General features: G+C 40.5%; 20 protein-coding genes and 5 tRNA genes. 10 read left to right on the top strand and 15 right to left on the bottom strand.

Features of this window, described 5'->3' with window-relative positions:
* Positions 1-958: 958 nt before the first annotated feature.
* The 5 genes from MUS1_RS14730 to MUS1_RS14750 all read left to right on the top strand — a co-directional run bounded on the left by MUS1_RS14730 (position 959) and on the right by MUS1_RS14750 (position 4,801).
* On the top strand, positions 959-1,168 hold the full coding sequence (locus MUS1_RS14730) for a cold-shock protein (protein ID WP_024024079.1): 210 nt from the start codon (positions 959-961) through the stop codon (positions 1,166-1,168).
* A 146-nt stretch (positions 1,169-1,314) separates the two neighbouring features.
* Complete coding sequence (locus MUS1_RS14735) at positions 1,315-1,866, top strand: DUF2058 domain-containing protein (RefSeq protein ID WP_036163837.1); 552 nt, start codon at positions 1,315-1,317, stop codon at positions 1,864-1,866.
* Between the two features lie 400 nt (positions 1,867-2,266).
* On the top strand, positions 2,267-3,148 hold the full coding sequence (locus tag MUS1_RS14740) for a porin (RefSeq protein ID WP_036163899.1): 882 nt from the start codon (positions 2,267-2,269) through the stop codon (positions 3,146-3,148).
* Between the two features lie 263 nt (positions 3,149-3,411).
* Positions 3,412-4,050 carry a cupin domain-containing protein gene (locus tag MUS1_RS14745; RefSeq protein ID WP_036163838.1) on the top strand — a complete coding sequence of 213 codons (639 nt, stop codon included), beginning with the start codon at positions 3,412-3,414 and terminating at the stop codon, positions 4,048-4,050.
* A gap of 43 nt (positions 4,051-4,093) precedes the next feature.
* Positions 4,094-4,801, top strand: a complete 708-nt coding sequence (locus MUS1_RS14750) for a fumarylacetoacetate hydrolase family protein (protein WP_036163840.1) — start codon at positions 4,094-4,096, stop codon at positions 4,799-4,801.
* On the opposite strand, the gene MUS1_RS14755 is transcribed toward MUS1_RS14750, so the two are convergent.
* Positions 4,791-5,312, bottom strand: coding sequence for a tRNA-uridine aminocarboxypropyltransferase (locus MUS1_RS14755; RefSeq protein WP_084035643.1), 522 nt, complete (start codon positions 5,310-5,312; stop codon positions 4,791-4,793). The genes MUS1_RS14750 and MUS1_RS14755 overlap by 11 nt on opposite strands.
* Before the next feature lie 42 nt (positions 5,313-5,354).
* Here MUS1_RS14755 and MUS1_RS14760 point away from each other — a divergent pair, with 42 nt between their 5' ends.
* Positions 5,355-6,017 carry a glutathione S-transferase gene (locus MUS1_RS14760; protein ID WP_245595827.1) on the top strand — a complete coding sequence of 221 codons (663 nt, stop codon included), beginning with the start codon at positions 5,355-5,357 and terminating at the stop codon, positions 6,015-6,017.
* A 12-nt stretch (positions 6,018-6,029) separates the two neighbouring features.
* Here the strand turns inward: MUS1_RS14760 and MUS1_RS14765 are convergent, their stop codons facing one another.
* A complete protein-coding gene (locus tag MUS1_RS14765; RefSeq protein ID WP_051436380.1) occupies positions 6,030-6,872 on the bottom strand; it encodes an outer membrane protein assembly factor BamD in 843 nt (280 codons plus the stop codon).
* Between the two features lie 161 nt (positions 6,873-7,033).
* Between MUS1_RS14765 and rluD the strand changes: the two genes are divergently transcribed.
* The 3 genes from rluD to clpB all read left to right on the top strand — a co-directional run bounded on the left by rluD (position 7,034) and on the right by clpB (position 11,566).
* Positions 7,034-8,017: a 23S rRNA pseudouridine(1911/1915/1917) synthase RluD gene (rluD, locus tag MUS1_RS14770; protein WP_036163845.1), complete on the top strand. Its 984-nt coding sequence runs from the start codon at positions 7,034-7,036 to the stop codon at positions 8,015-8,017.
* Between the two features lie 57 nt (positions 8,018-8,074).
* Positions 8,075-8,821: a peptidoglycan editing factor PgeF gene (gene pgeF, locus MUS1_RS14775; RefSeq protein ID WP_036163847.1), complete on the top strand. Its 747-nt coding sequence runs from the start codon at positions 8,075-8,077 to the stop codon at positions 8,819-8,821.
* Between the two features lie 162 nt (positions 8,822-8,983).
* The gene (gene clpB, locus MUS1_RS14780) at positions 8,984-11,566 is read left to right on the top strand and encodes an ATP-dependent chaperone ClpB (RefSeq protein ID WP_036163848.1); all 2,583 of its coding nucleotides are present in this window, start codon (positions 8,984-8,986) and stop codon (positions 11,564-11,566) included.
* 93 nt (positions 11,567-11,659) lie between these two features.
* On the opposite strand, the gene MUS1_RS14785 is transcribed toward clpB, so the two are convergent.
* The 13 genes from MUS1_RS14785 to MUS1_RS14845 all read right to left on the bottom strand — a co-directional run bounded on the left by MUS1_RS14785 (position 11,660) and on the right by MUS1_RS14845 (position 19,537).
* Entirely contained in the window at positions 11,660-12,241 is a 582-nt protein-coding gene (locus MUS1_RS14785) for a porin family protein (protein WP_051436382.1), read from the bottom strand.
* Positions 12,242-12,357: 116 nt separating this feature from the next.
* Positions 12,358-12,432 (bottom strand) — tRNA-Gln (locus tag MUS1_RS14790).
* Positions 12,433-12,450: 18 nt separating this feature from the next.
* Positions 12,451-12,527, bottom strand: a tRNA-Met gene (locus MUS1_RS14795).
* A gap of 36 nt (positions 12,528-12,563) precedes the next feature.
* A tRNA-Gln gene (locus MUS1_RS14800) sits at positions 12,564-12,638 on the bottom strand.
* 13 nt (positions 12,639-12,651) lie between these two features.
* Positions 12,652-12,728: transfer RNA gene (locus MUS1_RS14805), tRNA-Met, on the bottom strand.
* A gap of 9 nt (positions 12,729-12,737) precedes the next feature.
* A tRNA-Gln gene (locus MUS1_RS14810) sits at positions 12,738-12,812 on the bottom strand.
* 112 nt (positions 12,813-12,924) lie between these two features.
* Positions 12,925-14,016 carry a redox-regulated ATPase YchF gene (gene ychF / locus MUS1_RS14815; protein WP_036163851.1) on the bottom strand — a complete coding sequence of 364 codons (1,092 nt, stop codon included), beginning with the start codon at positions 14,014-14,016 and terminating at the stop codon, positions 12,925-12,927.
* A gap of 30 nt (positions 14,017-14,046) precedes the next feature.
* On the bottom strand, positions 14,047-14,631 hold the full coding sequence (pth, locus tag MUS1_RS14820; RefSeq protein ID WP_036163852.1) for an aminoacyl-tRNA hydrolase: 585 nt from the start codon (positions 14,629-14,631) through the stop codon (positions 14,047-14,049).
* 23 nt (positions 14,632-14,654) lie between these two features.
* Entirely contained in the window at positions 14,655-15,233 is a 579-nt protein-coding gene (locus tag MUS1_RS14825) for a 50S ribosomal protein L25/general stress protein Ctc (RefSeq protein ID WP_036163854.1), read from the bottom strand.
* A gap of 68 nt (positions 15,234-15,301) precedes the next feature.
* Positions 15,302-16,249, bottom strand: coding sequence for a ribose-phosphate diphosphokinase (locus tag MUS1_RS14830; RefSeq protein WP_036163856.1), 948 nt, complete (start codon positions 16,247-16,249; stop codon positions 15,302-15,304).
* Between the two features lie 68 nt (positions 16,250-16,317).
* Positions 16,318-17,172, bottom strand: a complete 855-nt coding sequence (gene ispE / locus MUS1_RS14835; RefSeq protein ID WP_245595828.1) for a 4-(cytidine 5'-diphospho)-2-C-methyl-D-erythritol kinase — start codon at positions 17,170-17,172, stop codon at positions 16,318-16,320.
* A 5-nt stretch (positions 17,173-17,177) separates the two neighbouring features.
* Complete coding sequence (lolB, locus tag MUS1_RS14840) at positions 17,178-17,756, bottom strand: lipoprotein insertase outer membrane protein LolB (RefSeq protein WP_036163861.1); 579 nt, start codon at positions 17,754-17,756, stop codon at positions 17,178-17,180.
* An 11-nt stretch (positions 17,757-17,767) separates the two neighbouring features.
* A complete protein-coding gene (locus tag MUS1_RS14845; RefSeq protein ID WP_156924901.1) occupies positions 17,768-19,537 on the bottom strand; it encodes a tetratricopeptide repeat protein in 1,770 nt (589 codons plus the stop codon).
* A 223-nt stretch (positions 19,538-19,760) separates the two neighbouring features.
* Between MUS1_RS14845 and hemA the strand changes: the two genes are divergently transcribed.
* Complete coding sequence (gene hemA / locus MUS1_RS14850; RefSeq protein ID WP_036163866.1) at positions 19,761-21,029, top strand: glutamyl-tRNA reductase; 1,269 nt, start codon at positions 19,761-19,763, stop codon at positions 21,027-21,029.
* The last annotated feature ends 1 nt before the right edge of the window (position 21,030 follow it).

A 21,030-nucleotide genomic window follows, 5' to 3' on the forward strand; every position in this document is an offset into this window, starting at 1 on the left:
ATACTTTAGCGAAACTGTTTATTCAATGCAAGATCAAATAATAGACATTTTATGATTTTTTATTCTATTGACCTTTTCACTGTAAAAAATAATGAGGGTAATCTTCTGATGGGTGAGAGTTTCGAATGTCGAATTTTTTTAATAAGTTAGTCGTATTTATAAACTTCTAAGCGTTTTTTAGTGTTTTCCTAAATGAATAAATTCTTAATACTTCATCAAATAATACTGAAGACTAGGTTGCCGCTTCCGATTCGAATAAGGCTTGGTCATGCTATTTACTATCAACGTTGGTGTGAAATAAAGAGTGGCTTATGAAAAAATGAAAAAACTGAGATTAATGACCTTAGCCTGAGGCTACTTCTAATCCTGCCTTGTTTTTATCTCCGGCTCCGGCAATACCAAAAGCAGCAATGGCTTGTTCACCTAAAGTGGCAATTAATAAAAGATCTATAAAAGTAATGGATTACATGAGTATAGCCTTGCAGGTCATTGGCTTTGTAGTAATGTCTTTTTTGAAAGGTTCATGAGTCACCGTATTATTTTTTATTGCATTACGTTATCGTGAATCGCTCAGATTAGGCGATTAATTTTCTATGAAATAATATCATGCAAATATAAGAAGAATAGTTGTTATATTTAGTTTGGGAAAACAGTGTGATGATTTAATTTATTATTATCAATGATTTCAAATGGATAGATGAATTCTGCCGTTTGAAGTTATATGTTTTTTTGAATCGGTACAAAAAATCTTCAAAACTATATTGACCCAGTGGTTGAAAGCGGAATACAATCAGTTTCGTTTAAAAGAGTTGGCAATATTTATGTCCAGAGTTGCGAATATTACGTCATGTATGTTCGGTCCTGTTAAGTCATAAGTAATACCGAGTTTTTTTAGCACTATAACGTATGGCGATTAACGCCTGCGTATAAATTAACTTAACCTACAGGATAAACAGACATGTCTGACGTAGTAACTGGTACAGTAAAATTTTTCAACGAAACTAAAGGTTTCGGTTTCATCACTCAAGATTCAGGTCCTGACGTTTTCGTTCATTTCTCTGCAATCAACACTTCTGGTTTCAAAACTTTGGCTGAAGGCCAAAAAGTTGAATTCCAAGTAGCTCAAGGCAAAAAAGGCCCTGAAGCTCAAAACGTTACACCTTTATAAGGTAACGTTGCTGAGAGTCTTCTCAGCAGTGCGAATACTAAAAAGCGACTTTTGAGTCGCTTTTTTTGTTTTTGTAGGATGTGATTGAAATATTTTTTATACTTGATATTACTCAGAGTATTAGAAATGTGATAAAGGTGATAATAATGGCTGCGAAATCATTGCAAGAGCAATTGCTTGGCGTTGGGCTTGTTGATAAGAAAAAAGTTAAAAAGCTTAAAGCTGAAAAATTACAGCACAAGCAACAAGTAAAAAAAGGTAAGGCTACTGCGTCTGCAGCGGATGAGCTTGAAAAGCAGGAAGAGCTTAAGCGCCAAAGAGTTGAAAAAATAGAAAAAGATCGAGCTTTGAATTTAGAACGCCAAAAACTTGCTGAACAGAAAGCAGTTCAAGGGCAGATACGTCAGATGATTGAGCAAAATCGAGTTCGTAAAGAGAATGGGGATATTGCTTATCACTTTACAGATGCCAAAAAAGTGAAGCAGTTATATATTAGCCAGGCTATGCATAATGATTTGAGTCGAGGGCATTTGGCAATTGCTAAACTTGATCAGCAATATGAGATAATTCCAGAGCCCGTTGCAGTGAAAATTAATGAGCGAGACTCATCTTACATATTAGTCTGTAACAACCGTGTAGAAAGTGTTGATGATGACCCTTATGCAGACTTTCAGATCCCAGATGATCTGATGTGGTAATCGTACTTCTTCGTTTTCGAGGGTTATTTGACCCTCGATCTTCTAACCTTTTGTATTTAATGCCTTCCTTTTTTGGTGTTTTACTCCTTTCTTGACGCAATACTTTCGAATTAACAGCTTTAAGTTCAATTTGTTTGCATTTCTTGCATCTTTATTTTTTCATTTCTTTATTTAACTATCTGAAATTAAAGGTTTTATTCACTTTTCAACGAGACTTTTTTATATTTAGAAATCCTTTTTAAATCTTATATTTCACAAAAAAAGCACTGATAGCGAATAGAATATGCAATTATCACGCACTAGGTTGCCTTTTTTTGCAGAATGTTTAGATTGTTTGCTTGTTGCTTGCTTATATCGAGCGTTCAAAAGAAAAATGCAAACATTAAAAAGGGAAACGAAAATGAAAAAGTCAATTATTGCTATCGCAGTATCAAGTGTTGCTCTTACGTCTGTATCTGCTTATGCGGCAGAAGGTTCTACAGTAGATATTTACGGTAACATCCAGTATGTAATTAGTGATACTGAAGGTGCTGGAGATTTTGCTGACAATGGCTCGACTTTAGGTGTACAAGGTGAGACTAAAGTCAATGATGATTTGACTGGTTTCTTCAAATACGAACTAGAGTTCGATGCTGACGAAGATGGTGATGGCGCTAATGAGGCTCAACTTGACCAAGCATTCGTTGGCTTACAAGGTAACTTTGGTAAAGTAAAAGTTGGTTCTTTCGACAGTATTTACAATGATGCCATCCAAGATGGAATTGATCAATTTGAGTACCTTGGTCTTGGCGTTGCTGATACCGCAGAAGAAGGTGACACAATTGCTTACTTCTCTCCTTCTTTTGGTGGGTTCGAGTTTCAAGTTTCTTCACAAGTAAATACTGCTGAAGGTGCGGGTAATGCGACTACGGCTGTAGCTAAGTACAGCGTTGATGCGCTTACTATTTCTGCAGGTTATGACTCTCTTGATGATGGTGATGACGAAACAATTGGTTTCGCAGCTAGTTATCAGGTATCACCTGCCTTATCTGTAACAGCTAAAACTGAGTCAACTACAGATGTACAAGATATTGTAGGTTTAGCAACTCGCTATGGCTATGGTGCTGGTGATCTTTATGCTTCAGCACAAGTTGTTTCTCCTGATTCTGCGGATGACTACAACGAATACGCTGCAGGTGTAACGTATAGCCTTGCTTCAAACATGTATGTATACGGAGAAGTTGGTCAACTTGATGCAACTGAAGACACTACAACTGCTGTCGGTGTTTACTACGGCTTCTAAAATCTCCAACTAGTTAAGTGGTTGATTTTATTTACTCTAAGGCTCCATATTAATTTTAAAGGAGCCTTATGTTAAGTACGATCATTCAAGGTTCCATGTTTTTTCTCTTGTAGATTGATTATTGGAACATTTTGGCACCAAGTGGAAACGCTTGGTGCCTTTTTTTATTTTTGATGACACGTAAGTGTATTGTAAAGAATGGCTTGATTGTTATTTGAGCAAACCGTTAAACTGATTCTTCACTATTTGCTTGGCACCTGATTATGCTCAACATGGATTTTGCTCAAACGGTCTTTATGCACACCAATAAGATTGATTGGATTGCAAGCCCTATGTCTGGTGTATATAGAAAACCCTTAGCAAGGGAGGAGTCAGAGCGTGGACATGCGACGAGTTTAGTGCGGTATCAGGCAGAGTCGGTTTTTCGTGCTCACCCTCACCCTTTAGGTGAGGAGATTTTAGTGCTGCAAGGCGTTTTTTCTGATGAAAAAGGTGACTATAAAGCAGGTAGTTACTTTCGAAACCCTCCTGGAAGTAGTCATGCGCCTCATAGTGTCGAAGGTTGTCTGTTACTTGTGAAGCTGCATCAGTTTCAAGTATCTGATCTTAATCAGGTGTATATTGAGACCCCTAGTATATGGTCTTCAGATATAGATGAAGTTTTACCACTTTATCAATATGGTACTGAGCGTGTTTGGCTTGTTCGTATGAGTAATTCTAAAAATCTTATGGCCCAATTAGAGTTGTCTTGTTCTGTTGAGCTATTTGTTGTTTCAGGTGAGGCTAAATACGGAGATAGGGTGATTGTTTCAGGTGATTGGTTGAGAGAGCCAAATTTTTCGTTGGATCTTTGGTCTGTTGAGTCTGCCTGTTTTATATGGATAAAATCGGGGCATTTTTAGATTATATCTGCACACAGGTATAACGTATTGAATTGAGGTTTGCGTGAAGCATATTGTACCGGAACAAAAACGTATTTTTTTACCTATAGCTAATAGTGATCAAGTTTTTCCTGTTGGTCGTGTTTATTGTGTTGGGCGTAACTATGCAGAGCATTCTAAAGAAATGGGAGATGACCCAGAAAGAGATCCTCCATTTTTTTTTGCTAAGGATGCTTCAAGTGTCGTTCCTGTTGGCTTTTCCGAGCAGGCTAATATTTCCTATCCTATGTCGACAGCTCAATTTGAATATGAAGTTGAGTTAGTGGTTGCGATAGGGGAAGGTGGTGCCAATTTAACTATGAAGCAGGCAGAAAATGCTGTTCTTGGTTATGCTGTCGGTTTAGATATGACCCGACGAGACCTTCAAGCTCAAGCAAAAAAGAAAGGCCGTCCATGGGAAGTTGGTAAGTCATTCGATGAGTCTGCACCAGTTAGTCCAATTGTTTTAAAAAATGACCTGCTGTCTGAACGTGTTTCTAAAGGTGAAATAGGTCTAAAAGTGAATGGTGAGCTTAAGCAAATTAGCCGCGTTTCGAATTTAACTTGGTCTATTGAAGAGGTTATCTGCAAGCTCTCGGAAGTGTTTGAGTTGCGTGCTGGTGATTTAATTATGACAGGAACGCCTGAAAATGTAGGTTCTGTTGTTGTCGGTGATGAAATGTTTGCTTGGGTTGAGCATTTAGGTGAAATTAAGGTTTGTGTTATTGATTAAATTCTAGAAATTGTTTTGATAGTTTACCAGCTGCTGAGTGTTGGTATTCTGTTAAAATATGGATAGCCACTTCAGCAGTGCAAAGCCCCGTGTTCTTCTGGTTTCGGCGTTTGCAATAAACTGATGTGACTCCTTTTATCTCATAATGCTGAAACTTTTTTAAATAGGGAGAGCGATTGTATATTTTCCTAGCTTGCTGCCAAGTGCCATCGATAATAATGATATTATCGATGTTTGACACAGGTGTAGTGGATAATGTCTTTTGTGCTTCTTCGTATGGATAGATAAGAAGAGTATTGGTTGGAGGTAAATCTAAAATTGCCTGCTCAGGAGAGACTCTAGACCACTCAATGATTTCACAATCATTTTTAAGGGTGTCTTTTACTAATTTTCCTGTGCCAGATGTCTTCTTCAATTCTTCTGTGTGAGTGAGTAGCCAAATTTTCATACGAAGCACTTTCTTCTTTCTAAAGGAACTATTATATGCAGTTCCATTTGAGTAAGAAAACATTCTACAGGGTTAAGTTATTCAAAAAATAAAGCCGGAGTTTCTTTGTTACCTATAATGTATTCATTCAGGCGCTGTCCTTATGCAATTAGAGCTAGATACACTCTTGCACTTTTAGATGTTTCAGTTGAGCTGCGAGAAGTCGTTTTAAGGTCTAAGCCACAAGCACTATTGTCTTTGGGAGGCCGTTCTAGTGTTCCTCAGTTGATTGATGTTAAGGGTGCTAGATATCCTGAGAGTCTGGATATTATTTTTTGGGCACTCTCTAATTCTAATAAACCTAAAATGTCATGTGCTCTTTGGCCGCAATCTATGGTGCAAAAAAGTAAGGTAATCGCCTGGATAAAGTATAACGATCATTTTTTTAAATATTGGTTAGATCGTTACAAATACGCGGATCGATTTCCTGAGTTTAGTGAAGAGTACTATCGTAATAAAGGAGAGGTTTTTCTAAAGCGTTTGAATAAGCGTTTAGAAGAAAATGATTTTTTATTTGGTAATGAAATTTGTCTTGCTGATGTCGCAGTTTTTCCATTTGTGCGTCAATTCGCGGCAGTCCGTCCAGACTGGTTTGAACAATCTGAATATAGTCATGTAAAAACTTGGCTGAATGGTTTCCTCAATTCTCATTTATTTAGCGCAATAGTTATGAAGAAAATGCCGGCATGGGAAGCAGGGCAAGAAGTTGTTCTCTTCCCTGCTTATTAGATTTATTTTGTTCTAATCAATTAATCCAAAAGTGATCCAGTATAGGAAGCTTGGATCTGCATCGCTTGGGAGTTCAAGTGGAATGAAATTTCCTTGTTCATCTATATGTGAGGAGTTCGGGAAACTTTGTTTCAAAACCGTTAGATTTGTTTGCGCCAAGCTTGTTTTCTGCAGGTCGTTATAAGATTGAACATTAATGGCTAAAGCATCTTCCACTGCAACTGTGCTTGGGTAATTTTGAATCACTTCTTGGCTTCGGCGTAATGCCGAAAGAGGGGCCTTTCTTTTTAAGTAATAGCGAGCCACGGTTAGTTCATGTCGTGCGACCATTTCGCGTAAATAATACATTCTTGCTTTTGCGTCTGGAGCGTAAATGTTATTTGGAAAACGAGAGGTAAAGTCAGCGAGTTCATTAAATGCTTTAGACAGTTCTTTTGCATCCCTTTCACTTGGGTCTTGATTCAAATAGCGTGATAACAAGCTTTCTGCGCCTTGATAGGTTGATAAGGCACGCATGTAATAGACGTAACCAAGTGAATCATGCTCTGGGTGGTTTTTTATAAATCGCTCGGCTGTAGCGTGTGCAGCGATATGTTCGCCTGCTTGCATTTGGGCATAGATTAAGTCCAATTCAGCGCGTGTACTAAATTCGCCAAATGGATAGCGAGAGTCTAAATCCTTTAAGTGTTTTATGGCAGTACTAGGAAGATTTTCTTCCAATGCTTGCTGTGCTTTATCGTAATAGACGCGCTCAGGAAGGTCAGGTTCTTGTACTGGTTTACTTGAACAAGCCACAATGAATAAAGAAAAACTTACTATTCCAGAAAATCGGAGCAACGAGTGATGAAATCCCATGTATAATCAAAACCTTGATATGGTAGTAGATTAGCCTCAATCGGCATTTTGTAGCGTTTTATTGCGAATAGATGATGAAGAGCAAGGCGCTACACGTTTTTTCACTTTCAAGTTCAATGATAAAACCAATGAACTGAAAATAATAGATTAAAGTACATTGTATGGCAGAGCGCATAGTAAAAGAAGCCCAAGTACCTTTCGATTTAGGCGGCAACCGCTTCGATCAAATTTCGACGGAATTATTTGGCGATTATTCTCGTTCTCGAATCCAGAGTTGGATTAAAGAGGGCGCATTAAAGGTTGACGGTAAAGTTACTAAGCCAAAGGAAAAGCTTTTTGGTGGTGAAATCGTAACTCTTGATATCGTTATTGAAGCTCAAGAAGATCATGAAGCGCAAGAAATGGCGCTTGATATTGTCTATGAAGACGATGACATACTTATTGTTAATAAGCCTGCAGGCTTGGTGGTGCATCCAGCGGTAGGTAACCGTGATGGTACTTTAATGAATGCCATTCTTCATCATGCGCCCGAAACGGCTCATATACCTCGTGCGGGTATTGTCCATCGTCTTGATAAAGAAACGACAGGGTTGATGGTGGTTGCAAAAACCTTAATTGCCCAGACAGATTTAGTGTCCCAGTTACAAGAGCGTAGCATGGGGCGTGAATATGAAGCAATTTCTATTGGGATCATGACTGGCGGTGGGATGGTTGATGAGCCAATTGGTCGTCACCCTCATAATCGTCAGAAGCAAGCGGTTGAGCCTGTACGTGGAAAAAATGCGGTTACACATTATCGTTTAGTTGAACGCTTTAAAAATCATACTCATATTCGTCTAAAATTAGAAACGGGACGAACCCATCAAATTCGTGTGCACATGGCTTTTATTCAATATCCATTGGTTGGCGATCCACAATATGGTGGTCGTTTGAAAATGCCAAAAGCCTGTTCTCCAGAATTGCAGGAAGAATTGCGTAAATTCCGCCGACAAGCATTGCACGCCAAAAGGTTAGAGCTTGCTCATCCAGTCACAGGTGAATGGATGGAATGGGAAGTTGATCTTCCTGATGATATGAAAACGCTGTTGGCTGCTCTCAAAAGGGATGTGGTGGAGTCTGGCTCAGATGACTCTGAGTATTTTTAGTTTATCAAGGCTGCTTCGGCAGCCTTTTTATTTTACGCCTATTGTGTAGAGGTTTTTATGTCTTCCAATGCATCTTCTTTTATAACGCCTACTTGGCCTGCTCCATCATCTATTCGAGCTTATGTTTCAACTCGTATTGGAGGAGAAAGCGAGCCGCCTTTTGATAGCCTGAATTTAGGGCTTCATGTTAAGGATGATTCTGATGTTGTTGTTCAAAATCGTCATTTATTTTCTTCTTATATTGAGATGCCAAGTACAGTAGTTTGGCTGAATCAAGTTCATGGAACCGACGTGGTTAGTTTGCCCTGTGATAGCTTGCCAGAAAGTGCAGATGCGGCTTTTTCAGAAGTTAAAGATCAAGTTTGTGCTGTACTGACTGCAGATTGCTTGCCGGTCTTTTTCTGTAATCAATCAGGTACTCAAGTAGCAGTGGCTCATGCTGGTTGGAGAGGGTTATGCGCTGGAGTGCTAGAAGCAACATTAAAACGCTTTGATAAAAATGAAGCGATTATGGTCTGGTTAGGGCCTGCGATTGGCCCTACTGCTTTTGAGGTAGGAGAAGAGGTGAAAGAAGCATTTATGGATGTGCTTCCTGAAGCGAAAGCCGCTTTTCAACCTGCACAAAACAAAGGTAAGTGGTTAGGTAATCTTTATCTATTGGCTCGACAGCGATTGGTTGCAGCTGGTGTTACTGCTATTTATGGTGGTGATTATTGTACATACACTGATGAAACGACTTTTTTCTCTTATCGACGTAATGTAAAAACAGGGCGGATGGCTTCTGTTATATGGATTGATCAGTAAAAATAAGCGTATTTTTTGACGAGTGTCAAATAAATGACACTTGGGAGCTTGAAAAGCTGTTTTTGGGAGCTATTAAGTTTTTAACTGAAACAGTCTTCTTATTACTCTCAAAGAAAATGCCTCTATTACTTATAAAGAAAAGTTTAAAAAGGATGTCACGCCATGCGTATAGATCGTTTAACCAGTAAATTGCAGCTAGCGCTTTCTGACGCTCAGTCTGTTGCACTTGGGCAAGATCATTCTTATATCGAAGCCCTCCATTTAATGATTGCCTTGCTAGATCAACAGGGCGGAAGTACTCGACCTATTTTACAGCAAGCCGGTATTGCCGTGACGAAATTTCGTGAAAGCTTGAACGGGCTTTTGTCACGCTTGCCTAAAGTGAAAGATCACGATGGCAATATCCAAATGTCGCCAGAGCTAGGTCGTTTGCTTAATTTGGCAGATAAGGAATCTCAAAAACGAAAAGATCAATATATTTCCTCTGAATTGGTCTTGATGGCAATGTTTGATGGCAAAGATGACTTAGCTAAAGCATTGAAAGCCAGTAGTGTCACAAAAGCGGATATCGCGGTTGTGATTGATAGTGTTCGTGGTGGCGATTCTGTGAACGATCCTGATGCAGAAGGAAATCGTCAGGCTTTAGATAAATACACAGTCGATCTTACTGAGAGGGCGGCACAAGGTAAGCTTGACCCTGTTATTGGGCGAGATGACGAAATACGTCGTACGATTCAAGTATTACAGCGTCGTCGTAAAAATAATCCTGTTTTAATTGGTGAGCCTGGCGTTGGTAAAACAGCCATTGTCGAAGGTTTGGCGCAGCGTATTATTAATGGTGAAGTACCTGAAGGTTTAAAAAATAAGCGTGTTTTATCTCTCGATATGGGGGCACTGATTGCAGGCGCGAAATACCGTGGGGAATTTGAAGAGCGTTTAAAGGCGTTATTGAATGAGCTCTCTAAACAAGAAGGTCAAATCATTTTGTTTATTGATGAAATTCATACCATGGTTGGTGCTGGTAAATCAGAAGGCTCCATGGATGCTGGAAATATGCTTAAGCCTGCATTGGCGCGTGGAGAGTTGCATTGTGTTGGTGCCACAACGCTCGATGAATATCGCCAATATATTGAAAAAGACGCCGCTTTAGAAAGACGCTTCCAAAAAGTGCTTGTAGAAGAGCCAACGGTTTTGGACTCGATTGCTATTCTTCGAGGCTTAAAAGAGCGTTATGAAGTGCATCACGGTGTGGATATTACGGACTCTGCCATCATTGCGGCGGCCAAACTTTCTCAGCGATACATTACTGATCGTCAGCTACCGGACAAAGCAATAGATCTGATTGACGAAGCGGCAAGTCGTATTCGTATGGAAATGGATTCAAAACCAGAAGATATGGATCGCTTAGAGCGCCGCTTGATTCAGTTAAAAATTGAGAGAGAGGCACTTAAAAAAGAAAAAGACAAAGCGTCTAAGATGCGCTTGACTGAGCTCGAAGATGAAATTGAGCTTTTACAGAAGCAATTTTCAGATTTAGAAGAAATTTGGAATGCTGAAAAAGCGGCTGTCCATGGTGCGCAGAAATTGAAAGAAGAGTTAGAGTCAGTTCGCCATGAAATGGAAGAAGCGCGCCGTAGTGGTAATCTCGCTAAAATGTCTGAGTTTCAGTACGGTGTGATTCCAATGCTTGAGGCGGAAATAGAGAAAGCCAGTCAAGAAGAAGAAAATACTGAAACTCGCTTATTGAAACGACGAGTAACAGAGGAAGAAATTGCGACAGTCGTTTCTCGATGGACAGGAATTCCAGTCGATAAAATGTTAGAAGGAGAGCGTGATAAATTATTACGAATGGAAGATTCATTGCATGAATCTGTCATGGGGCAGAATGAAGCGGTTTCGGCTGTCTCTAATGCGGTTAGGCGCTCTCGATCAGGTCTTGCAGATCCAAATCGCCCTAATGGTTCCTTTCTGTTCTTAGGGCCAACTGGTGTTGGTAAAACTGAACTTTGTAAGTCATTGGCGAGATTCTTATTTGATACAGAGCAAGCCATGGTTCGAGTCGATATGTCTGAATTTATGGAGAAGCACTCTGTTGCTCGATTGATTGGTGCGCCTCCGGGTTATGTCGGCTATGAGGAAGGTGGTTACTTAACCGAAGCGGTAAGGCGCCGACCATACTCTGTGTTGTTGCTTGATGAGGTAGAGAAAGCACATCCAGACGTATTTAATATTTTATTGCAGGTCTTAGATGACGGCCGCTTAACGGATGGGCAGGGGCGTACGGTTGATTTTAGAAATACTGTTATTGTGATGACGTCTAATCTGGGCTCTGACTTAATTCAAGAGTATCAGTCTGAAAATCAGTATGAAGAAATTAAATCGAAAGTAATGGAAGTGGTTGGTTCTCATTTTCGACCAGAATTCATTAACCGGATTGATGAAACCGTTGTCTTTCATCCGTTGATGCGCTCGCAAATTAAAGGTATTGCCACGGTTCAACTTTCACATTTGAATGAAAGGTTGAGTGAGATGGGGATGTCGCTTACTTTAACTGATGAGGCGTCTGATCAATTGGTCGAGGTGGGATATGATCCAATTTATGGTGCTAGGCCATTAAAGCGTGCTATTCAAAAATGGATAGAAAATCCACTGGCTAATGAGTTACTTGCTGGGAAGTTTGTTACAGGTGATCGAATTGTAGCGGATGTTTCTGATGGTGAAATTTCTTTCTTAAAGGCAAACTAGACAAATCTATTAAGTATTAGGTTGTCTGAAACAAAAAAACTCTAGTCCTTTTCTAAGGGCTAGAGTTTTTTTTGAAGAGTTTTTCGAAGGCGATTAAATGTCGATTGTTACGCCGATGAAATAGCCATCGTAATCAATATTGCCAAGGAAGTTGGTTTCTTGATCAATTGAACGGTAACCAGCTTCTAGGCCAAGAACAGGTATAGGTTGGTATTGTATTTTGAATGATTGATCAGAAATGGTAACGCTATCAAATGAAGAGATGCTCTTAGATTCAGCTGCTAGAGTAATACCTGTGCCAGGAATAGCAAGAGATGCAGCTAAGAAAAGCATTGGTACGGATTCGCTATCGCTAGATGAGCCTTGTGTCATATCTAGGTTGCGGAATGTAAGACCACCTTCAATGCTTGCCCATAATAAACCTACACCATAATAACCTGTAAAGTCTAAATGGCTAATATCGGTTCCAGAAGGGTCTGATTCAAAGTCCCAAACATCCATACGAAGGTTTGGAATTAAAGGGATCGGATGTTGTATATCAAGGCTTGCATAGGTTGCAGACCCATCACTACTGTCAAAAATACCAGCTTCAGCGTTCGCGCCGAGAAAGTCAGCATGGGCTGCGCTTGTTAGCAATACTGTTGATAGAGCAAAAGCAGATTTTATTAATTTCATAATGAAGGGTCCATATATCAAGTGAGATAGGTTTTTTCTAATTATAGGTCGTAGAAAAACAAAATCCAGTGAATTAAGGATATATGAAGAGATTATCGTAAGGGAGTCTTGAAAGATGGCTGGGGTAGAAGGATTCGAACCTACGCATGACAGGATCAAAACCTGTTGCCTTACCGCTTGGCTATACCCCAAAAAATACTGCAGCTATATGGTGGCTATGACTAGATTCGAACTAGTGACCCCATCATTATGAGTGATGTGCTCTAACCAACTGAGCTACATAGCCTAAACTGTATCTTAACTAGTAATAATGAACTATCGATGGCTGGGGTAGAAGGATTCGAACCTACGCATGACAGGATCAAAACCTGTTGCCTTACCGCTTGGCTATACCCCAATATATCGAATTGTGGTGGCTATGACTAGATTCGAACTAGTGACCCCATCATTATGAGTGATGTGCTCTAACCAACTGAGCTACATAGCCGTTCGTCTGTGGCTGGGGTAGAAGGATTCGAACCTACGCATGACAGGATCAAAACCTGTTGCCTTACCGCTTGGCTATACCCCAACAGACTCACAGAAAGACAGTTCACATGAAATGATCTACTGTCTCTGTGGCGCGATATTATTCATATAACCCGTTAATGGGTCAAGTGTTTTTCTTAAAATCTTACTTTTTACTATACATTAAAGCGAAAATGCATCACATCGCCGTCTTTAACAATGTACTCTTTACCTTCTAAACGCCATTTTCCTGCTTCTTTTGCACCACTTTCACCCTTGTATTGGATAAAGTCGTCATAGCTAACGACTTCGGCGCGAATGAAACCTTTCTCGAAATCTGTATGGATTACGCCTGCAGCTTGTGGGCCTGTTGCGCCTTCTTTGACAGTCCAAGCGCGAACTTCTTTTACGCCAGCGGTAAAGTAGGTTTGAAGACCTAGTAACTCATAACCTGCACGTATTACGCGATCAAGGCCAGGTTCTGCCATTCCCATTTCATCGAGAAATTCTTGCATTTCTTCTGCATCTAGCTCAGAAATTTCTGCTTCTAGCTGATTGCATATAGGTACGATGACAGCGCCTTCTGCCGCGGCAATTTCTCTAACCTGGTCTAGGTATGGATTGTTTTCAAAACCATCCTCAGCGACGTTAGCGATGTACATAGTTGGCTTTGTCGTTAGAAGGTGTAGCAAACGAACTTCTTTCCTTTGATCGTCAGACATTTCCAGAGAGCGTACAGGTAAGCCGTTTTCCAAATGTTCTTTAATGTTTTCTAAAAAAGCTTTGTGAGCAATGGCTTCTTTATTGCCGCTTTTTGCATTTTTAGCTGTGCGGAATATTTGTTTATCTATGGACTCTATATCAGCAAAGATCAGTTCAAGATTGATAACTTCGATGTCTGCTTTAGGATTCACATGGTTAGATACATGAATAACGTTTTCGTCTTCAAAGCAACGAACTACATGAGCGATAGCGTCTGTTTCACGGATATTGGCAAGGAATTTGTTACCAAGGCCTTCACCTTTTGATGCGCCTTCAACAAGTCCGGCGATATCAACAAACTCCATTGTTGTAGCAAGAACGCGTTCTGGTTTTACTATTTCGGCAAGTGCGTCTAAGCGAGGGTCTGGCATTGGCACAACACCAGCATTTGGCTCGATGGTGCAGAAAGGAAAATTTTCTGCGCCAATACCTGCTTTAGTTAGTGCATTAAATAGAGTTGATTTACCGACGTTAGGCAGTCCAACGATGCCGCAATTAAAACCCATAGTGAAATTCCTAAATATATAATTAAGTGGTTATGCTTTAAAACTGTGTAGTTGATTCATAACGGCATTTAAATTACCGCTTACAATGTCATCTACATAGCGCAATGATTCGTCGATCGTCTGTTCTGTTTTTGCATAGTCGTCAGGGGCTGCTTTTTTAAGAACGTAGTTGGCGACTTGGCTTGCATGCCCAGGATGACCTATACCTAGTCGTAGTCGTCCGAACTCTCTGTTATTCGCAAGCTTTGAAATAATATCTTTTAATCCGTTGTGACCGCCATGCCCACCGCCTTTTTTCAATTTGGCTGTACCTGGTGGAATGTCTAGTTCGTCATGAATGACGAGGATTTCTTCAGGAGGGATTTTATAAAACTGGGAAACCGCTTGTACGGCTTTACCGCTTAAATTCATATAGGTTGTGGGAATGAGTAAATAGCATTCTTCACCAGCTATAGAAACTTTACCAAATTGGCCAAAAAATTTCTTTTCAGTACGAAGAGAGCACTGGCTCTGACGAGCCAATGCCTCAATCCACTGAACGCCTGCATTGTGGCGAGTGTTCTCGTATTCGCTGCCTGGATTACCCAAGCCGACTAATAATCTGAAACCTGCCACAATACTGCCTTCAATGAGTTATCTTAACGTTTTGCTTTACCGATACGACCGATAGGTTGGTTGTGATCTTCGCCTTTCAACAAAGAAATCAACTCAACGCCTTCAGGAAGAGTAACATCAGACAAGTGGAAGATTTGGTCAAGTTGACCATCAATCACGTCGATGATTAGCGCTTCTGGTAGGTTTGCTGGTAGGCAACGTACTTCAGCCAATTTAGATTCGATAGTCAAACGACCACCTTGCTTGTTAACACCTTCACTTTGAGCTGCATTGATGAAGCTTAAAGGAACACGAGTTGTGATCGCTTTATCTTCTTGAATACGCTGAAGATCCATGTGCATTACTGCACCTGTTGCTGGATGACGTTGTAGGGCTTTAACAAGAACTTTTTCTGCTTTGCCGTCTACAGATACTTCAACTAAACCAGTTAAGAAACCTGGAGTGCCAACTGCTTTAAGCAATTCGTTGTCTTTAAAAGAAACAGATTGTGGAGCAACATCGCCGCCATAAATGACAGCTGGTACTAGTTGTTCGTTACGAAGGCGGCGGCTCGCACCTTTACCTTCTTGAGTTCGTGCTACGGCATTAATAGATAATGACATGGTATTTTCCTAATAATAATAAAGTTTGTGCCCAGAACTGCGACCCTTTCCGAGCGTAAGTGTTTGGCTTAGGCCCCAAACATGGCACTGATAGACTCTTCGTTGCATACACGACGAACAGCCTCCGCCATAATGTCAGACATCGACAATTGGCGTATTTGAGGGCAATTAAGCGCCTCTTGTGTTAATGGGATGGTATCAGTCACGACCAACTCATCAAGCACGGAATTTTTAATGTTCTCAATCGCCTTTCCAGAAAGTACTGGATGAGTACAGTAGGCAAGTACTTTTGCAGCACCGTGTTCTTTTAATGCTTTTGCGGCAGCGCATAAGGTGCCACCTGTGTCACACATGTCATCAACTAATACGCAGGTTTTGCCTGCTACATCACCAATCAAATGCATGATTTGTGCTTCATTTGCGCGTGGGCGACGTTTATCGATAATCGCCAAATCTGCATCGTCGAGTAATTTTGCAAAGGCACGAGCACGAACAACACCACCAACATCAGGAGAAACAACTGTGATATTTTCATGGCCTTGACGTTGTAGATCATCAAGTAACAAAGGCGTTGCATAAACGTTATCAACAGGTATATCGAAGAACCCCTGGATTTGATCTGCGTGAAGGTCAACGGTTAATACACGATTGATACCAACAGCAGATATCATATCTGCAACCACTTTTGCTGTAATAGGTACACGAGCTGAACGTACGCGACGATCTTGTCGAGCATAGCCAAAATATGGGATTACTGCCGTAACACGTGATGCAGATGCTCGGCGTAATGCGTCGGCCATGACAATCAGTTCCATTAAATTGTCATTGCTGGGTGCACAGGTAGATTGAATGATGAAAACATCTTTACCGCGCACATTTTCATTGATCTCAACCGCAATTTCACCGTCGCTAAATTTATCTACAGTTGCGTTCCCGATTGGTAGGCCTAAACGGCGTACCACTCTGCGAGCGAGTTCAGGGTTTGCATTACCGGTAAAAACCATCAACTTAGACACTGTGTATACCCTTTGTATTTTGTAGCAATGAAAATAGACTGGTTTTGGGAAGTGAAATGTTCGGTACACTAAACCCTATTTTGCTCAATCCACTGGTTTAGTACATCGTGAGTTGGAGAAGTATTACAGCCACGACAAACCCAAGCTTGCCATTTTTGTGGAGTAACGGACTTTACTCGTTCAGCGTCGCGTAAATTATCAAATGCCAAAAACAGACAAGCGCCTGTTCCTGTTAATTTGGCATCCCCATGATTTTTAAGCCATAAATAGGCTTCATTTACCTCAGGATTGTGCTTAATAACTACGTCTAAACAATCATTATGCCCGTCCAGCTTCAAGGCGTGCGATATTCTGATGGGAGGGGTGTCTCTTGTCAAATATTTATCAGCAAATATTTGACCCGTTGCGACATGACAATTGGGCTTGAGAAGTAAAAAATAGGGTGTGTCTGGTTCAACTTTTTGAAGCTTCTCACCAACACCTTCTGCAAAGGCGGAAAAACCCATGACAAAAATAGGAATATCAGCGCCTAATGTTACACCCATCTCTGCTAATCTCTCTAAAGATAAATGGCATTCCCAAAGGGAGTTTAGAGCTAATAAAGTGGTTGCTGCATTGGAACTTCCCCCTCCGATACCTCCACCCATAGGTAATTGTTTTTCTAGGAGAATATCAACACCAAATGTAGGATCACTTTTGAATGGAATAAGGAGTTCAGCCGCCTTGTAAATAAGGTTGTCTTTGGTTGGTAAATGTTCGATTTCTGGTGAAATGGTGATGCGATTATTTTGTGTTAGTGAAAAATCGAGTGTGTCGCATAGATCAATAAATTGGAAGAGCGTTTGTAGCTCATGGTAGCCATCTTCACGTTGACCCGTGATGTGTAAAAATAAATTTAATTTTGCAGGTGAAGGTAATCGCATTGTGATTATTGAACTGTCCATTCGTTAATAATTAAGTTTACTCTAAACGGTGGGTTTGAAACTTGCATTTTTTGGGGTAAAGACAAACTGTCTATTTTTGTGAAATTACTGTAAGTAATCACCCATCCATCCTGTTCTATTTTACTTATAGTTTCAGAAGTCATCTCTTTGGTTATTTGAGCTGGTGAGTTCGGTGAGGCTAAGCCACGAATCCAATAGGTAACTTGTTTAACAGGGAATGACCAGCCTAGCTCATCTTGTAAAAGTTCTGCCGGGTCATCACCAGTCATAATTTTATCTTCGTAGGCTAAGGTAACTAAGCCGTTTTCTTTCTGATTGAGTTTTGTTGCACCTTGTCCAAAAGGGCCAATAATAGAAAGGTCAAAGGTTTTAGAATCTTTCTGCCAATTAAAGTTACCTGAGACTGCGTCATCAGGTGTTCGAATGCCGACTCGACCTGATGTTTCCCATTTAGTTATGGCATCAACACTGGAAGGTGTCGGAATTATTGGCCCTGTTGGTTTTGTACTACATGCACCTAGAAAAAGTGCAAATGTGATGATCGAGAGAGCGCGATAATTCATGGAATAATGTCCTATTGTTTTGCTTCAAGCAAAGAGGGTGAAAGCCGTTTGATGGTATCAAGTAAAAGCGGCGAATTAGGTGATGTGATTAACGCGGTTTTCCATATTTCAATGGCTTCATTATAATGACGTTGTTTCCAAAGGGACTCACCATAATGGGCTGCAATTTCTGCATCGGGTAAAATAGACCATGCTTTTTTCAAAAAATAAGACGCTTGCTCAAGCTCTCCTTTCATAAAGTGCCCCCAACCTAAACTGTCAGTGATAGCGGGGTCGTTCTCTGTTTTTTCATAAGCGGATTCGATATATATCATGGCTTCGTCAATGCGTTTGGTGCGAGTCAGTAGTGTGTAGCCGAGGGCGTTTAGGTATTGAGGATTGTCAGGGTCTTTTTGTAGCAATTTTTTCAGCTCTATTTCTGTTATTTTCCAATTTCCTAATGTTTCAGCGAGTAGTGCTTTTTTGTAGCGTAAAAGATCTGATTCTGGAAGCGCCTCACCTGCGCGAAATACCAGGTCGTAGGATAAATTGAGGTTGCCTTTTTCTTCATGTAGAAGGCTAATAAAGCTCACCTGTTCAGGCATGTCTTCTCTAAGGGTTCGAGTCAAAACGAGATCGTTGACGTCGTTTTCTTTGCCTTCATCATAAAGCCAAATAGCTATTTTATGGGTTGCGTTATTGCGTAAATGGCCATCAACTTTTCCCATTGTAACTCTTGCTTCGAGCTTTTTATCCAGTTGAGCAAGCGCTATAGCTGTTAAATATTGGATTTGATCAAGAAAACCTAATTTTTCTTCTGGCAGTGTATTTGAAACATCTAATGTTTGTTTTGGGTGTTTGTATTCTAACAATACGCGCATAAAATTGACGGCAACTTGCAATCGATCTGAAGTGTCTAAGTTTGCTTTTTGGTAAGCTTCTTTAGCTTGTGCAACTTGTTTGTTCTCGACCAAGAAATTGAGGAGTGGCGTTAATATTCTAGTGTTGTCTGGGAGCGTTTGAGAAGCCATCGTCAGAGTGTTGATGGCGTTTTCTAATGCGCCTAGGTTTTTTTGACTCAAAGCTAGAATAAGATATAGCGCTTCGTTTTTCTCTGTGCTGTTTTTTGCTAAAAGTTGTTTGGAAGTCTCGATGGCAGCTTGATATTGTCCTGATAATAACAAAAGGTGTGCGTTGCTAAGCTGAACGTATTGGTCGCTTTTGGTTTCTGGCGGTAATGTAGCAATGGTGTCTGCTATCGTTTCAAGGTGTTCATTATTGTTCAAGTTATCTTCAAGATATACAGGAAGAAAGCGTAAAGGCACATTGTGACGAGCGGCATTGGTCAGTAATGTGGCGCTTTCTTCTGGGCGTTTAGTTTTAATCAAAACCTGAAATTTTAACGAGTAAGCGGGTTCTGATGCGGGTTCAATGGAAAGCCACAAGTTTGTGCTTCGTTCTACATAAGTATCGTTTTGAGTCGCAATGGCGATATGAACTAGCCTTTCAATAAGGTCTGTGTTTTTGGATTTACTGGCTAGCTCATAAAAAGGTTCAAATGCTTCGTTCGGGCCTTTTCTTTGTAAGATAAATTCTGCTTTTAGTAGCTCTTCTACGTAACTGTGTGAGCTTACTTTAGTTGGAGTTGTCTTTTCATTCGAATAAGAGGTATCTGACCGGGTATCATTCTGGCTACAAGCTACTAAAAAAGGTAAGCCAATAACAGTCAAAAGCGCTAAGATACCTTTATTGTAAAGCTGTAATGTGAGCGTTTTTTGTATTGTGCTCAAAGGACGAGGCATGTGTTTTCTCTGTACGAAATTCATATTAACCTTATGGTAACGTCAGCTGCTCAGTATGTCAGTCTTAACTATAAATTAATCCTATTACATTTATTGGTAAGATAGGGTGCGAAAAAAAGCGAATTTCTCGTATAATGTGTCCTCTTTATGTAAAGACGTTATGTTGGAACCTTATTTCTTCCTGTTGTTGTCTTAAAATCTCGATTCTTGAGAAGAGCCCTGAATGCCACTAATTACTGTAGGTGTAAATCATAAAACCGCACCGGTCTCGATACGTGAACGCGTGGCCTTTGCGCCAGAGAAGATGATAGACGCTTTATCATCTCTGATCTCTGCCCGAAAAGCCAATGAAGCGGTGATTGTGTCTACCTGCAATCGAACAGAGCTTTATTGTTCAGTAGAGGACTTTAGTCAGACAGAAGGCATTGTTGAATGGCTTGGTCAATATCATGGAATTGATCAATTAGAGCTTCAAAAATATTGTTATACACACTGTAATGATGACAGTGTTCGTCATGTAATGAGAGTCGCTTCTGGTTTAGACTCTTTGATCTTAGGTGAACCTCAAATTCTAGGGCAAGTGAAATCAGCCTATGCGGTTTCTCAAGAAGGTGCGTGCCTTGGCCCTGAGTTGGAGTCTTTGTTTCAGCGCGCTTTCTCTGTTGCTAAACGTGTTCGTACGGACACGGCAATTGGCGAAAACCCTGTGTCGATTGCTTTTGCTGCGGTTAGCTTAGCTCAGCGTATTTTTGCTGATATTAGAAACAGTACGGCATTGTTGATCGGTGCAGGACAGACCATTGAATTAGTGGCGCGGCACCTTAAAGAAAATGGCATTCAGCGAATTATTGTTGCCAACAGAACATTGGCAAGAGCTGAAGCCTTAGCGAATGAGCTGAATGCCGAAGCGATCATGCTGGGAGATATCGGGGAATATTTATCACAAGCGGACATTGTTATTTCTTCGACCGCCAGCCAGTTGCCAATCATTGGTAAAGGTATGGTGGAGCGGGCAACGTCTCAGCGACGTCATTCGCCTATGTTGCTCATTGATATTGCAGTACCACGTGATATTGAACCAGAAGTTGAAGATGTAAAGGATGCTTATCTTTATACGGTCGATGATTTGCATTCGGTTATTGAAGAAAATGTAAGAGCAAGGCAAGATGCAGCGAAAGCCGCAGAGCAAATGATTGAAGAAGGAGTAGACTCCTATCGTCGCGCGATTGAATCTAGAAAAGTGTCTGACCTTATTGTTACTTTTCGACAATCCGCTGAAGCGGTTAAGAATACTGAATTAGAAAAAGCACTCAAAGGTCTTGAAATGGGGCAATCGCCAGAGCAAGTTATTAATAAGTTGGCTCATGGTTTAATGAATAAACTCATTCATTCTCCAACTCGCTATTTACGTGATGCGGGCGCAGATGCAGATCAAGATGCACTCACTATTGCCTCAAACGTATTGGGCATTTACGAAGAAAAAGATAATTAAA

The organism is Marinomonas ushuaiensis DSM 15871, from assembly GCF_000521805.1.
GTDB classification, from domain to species: domain Bacteria; phylum Pseudomonadota; class Gammaproteobacteria; order Pseudomonadales; family Marinomonadaceae; genus Marinomonas; species Marinomonas ushuaiensis.

What these genes read in the sequence shown, in the direction of transcription:
- MUS1_RS14730 (WP_024024079.1), top strand. Translation starts at nt 959, where the DNA reads ATGTCTGACGTAGTAACTGGTACAGTAAAATTTTTCAACGAAACTAAA.
- MUS1_RS14735 (WP_036163837.1), top strand. Translation starts at nt 1,315, where the DNA reads ATGGCTGCGAAATCATTGCAAGAGCAATTGCTTGGCGTTGGGCTTGTT.
- MUS1_RS14740 (WP_036163899.1), top strand. Translation starts at nt 2,267, where the DNA reads ATGAAAAAGTCAATTATTGCTATCGCAGTATCAAGTGTTGCTCTTACG.
- MUS1_RS14745 (WP_036163838.1), top strand. Translation starts at nt 3,412, where the DNA reads ATGCTCAACATGGATTTTGCTCAAACGGTCTTTATGCACACCAATAAG.
- MUS1_RS14755 (WP_084035643.1), bottom strand. Translation starts at nt 5,312, where the DNA reads ATGTTTTCTTACTCAAATGGAACTGCATATAATAGTTCCTTTAGAAAG.
- MUS1_RS14765 (WP_051436380.1), bottom strand. Translation starts at nt 6,872, where the DNA reads ATGGGATTTCATCACTCGTTGCTCCGATTTTCTGGAATAGTAAGTTTT.
- rluD (WP_036163845.1), top strand. Translation starts at nt 7,034, where the DNA reads ATGGCAGAGCGCATAGTAAAAGAAGCCCAAGTACCTTTCGATTTAGGC.
- pgeF (WP_036163847.1), top strand. Translation starts at nt 8,075, where the DNA reads ATGTCTTCCAATGCATCTTCTTTTATAACGCCTACTTGGCCTGCTCCA.
- clpB (WP_036163848.1), top strand. Translation starts at nt 8,984, where the DNA reads ATGCGTATAGATCGTTTAACCAGTAAATTGCAGCTAGCGCTTTCTGAC.
- MUS1_RS14785 (WP_051436382.1), bottom strand. Translation starts at nt 12,241, where the DNA reads ATGAAATTAATAAAATCTGCTTTTGCTCTATCAACAGTATTGCTAACA.
- ychF (WP_036163851.1), bottom strand. Translation starts at nt 14,016, where the DNA reads ATGGGTTTTAATTGCGGCATCGTTGGACTGCCTAACGTCGGTAAATCA.
- MUS1_RS14825 (WP_036163854.1), bottom strand. Translation starts at nt 15,233, where the DNA reads ATGTCATTATCTATTAATGCCGTAGCACGAACTCAAGAAGGTAAAGGT.
- ispE (WP_245595828.1), bottom strand. Translation starts at nt 17,172, where the DNA reads ATGCGATTACCTTCACCTGCAAAATTAAATTTATTTTTACACATCACG.
- lolB (WP_036163861.1), bottom strand. Translation starts at nt 17,756, where the DNA reads ATGAATTATCGCGCTCTCTCGATCATCACATTTGCACTTTTTCTAGGT.
- MUS1_RS14845 (WP_156924901.1), bottom strand. Translation starts at nt 19,537, where the DNA reads ATGCCTCGTCCTTTGAGCACAATACAAAAAACGCTCACATTACAGCTT.
- hemA (WP_036163866.1), top strand. Translation starts at nt 19,761, where the DNA reads ATGCCACTAATTACTGTAGGTGTAAATCATAAAACCGCACCGGTCTCG.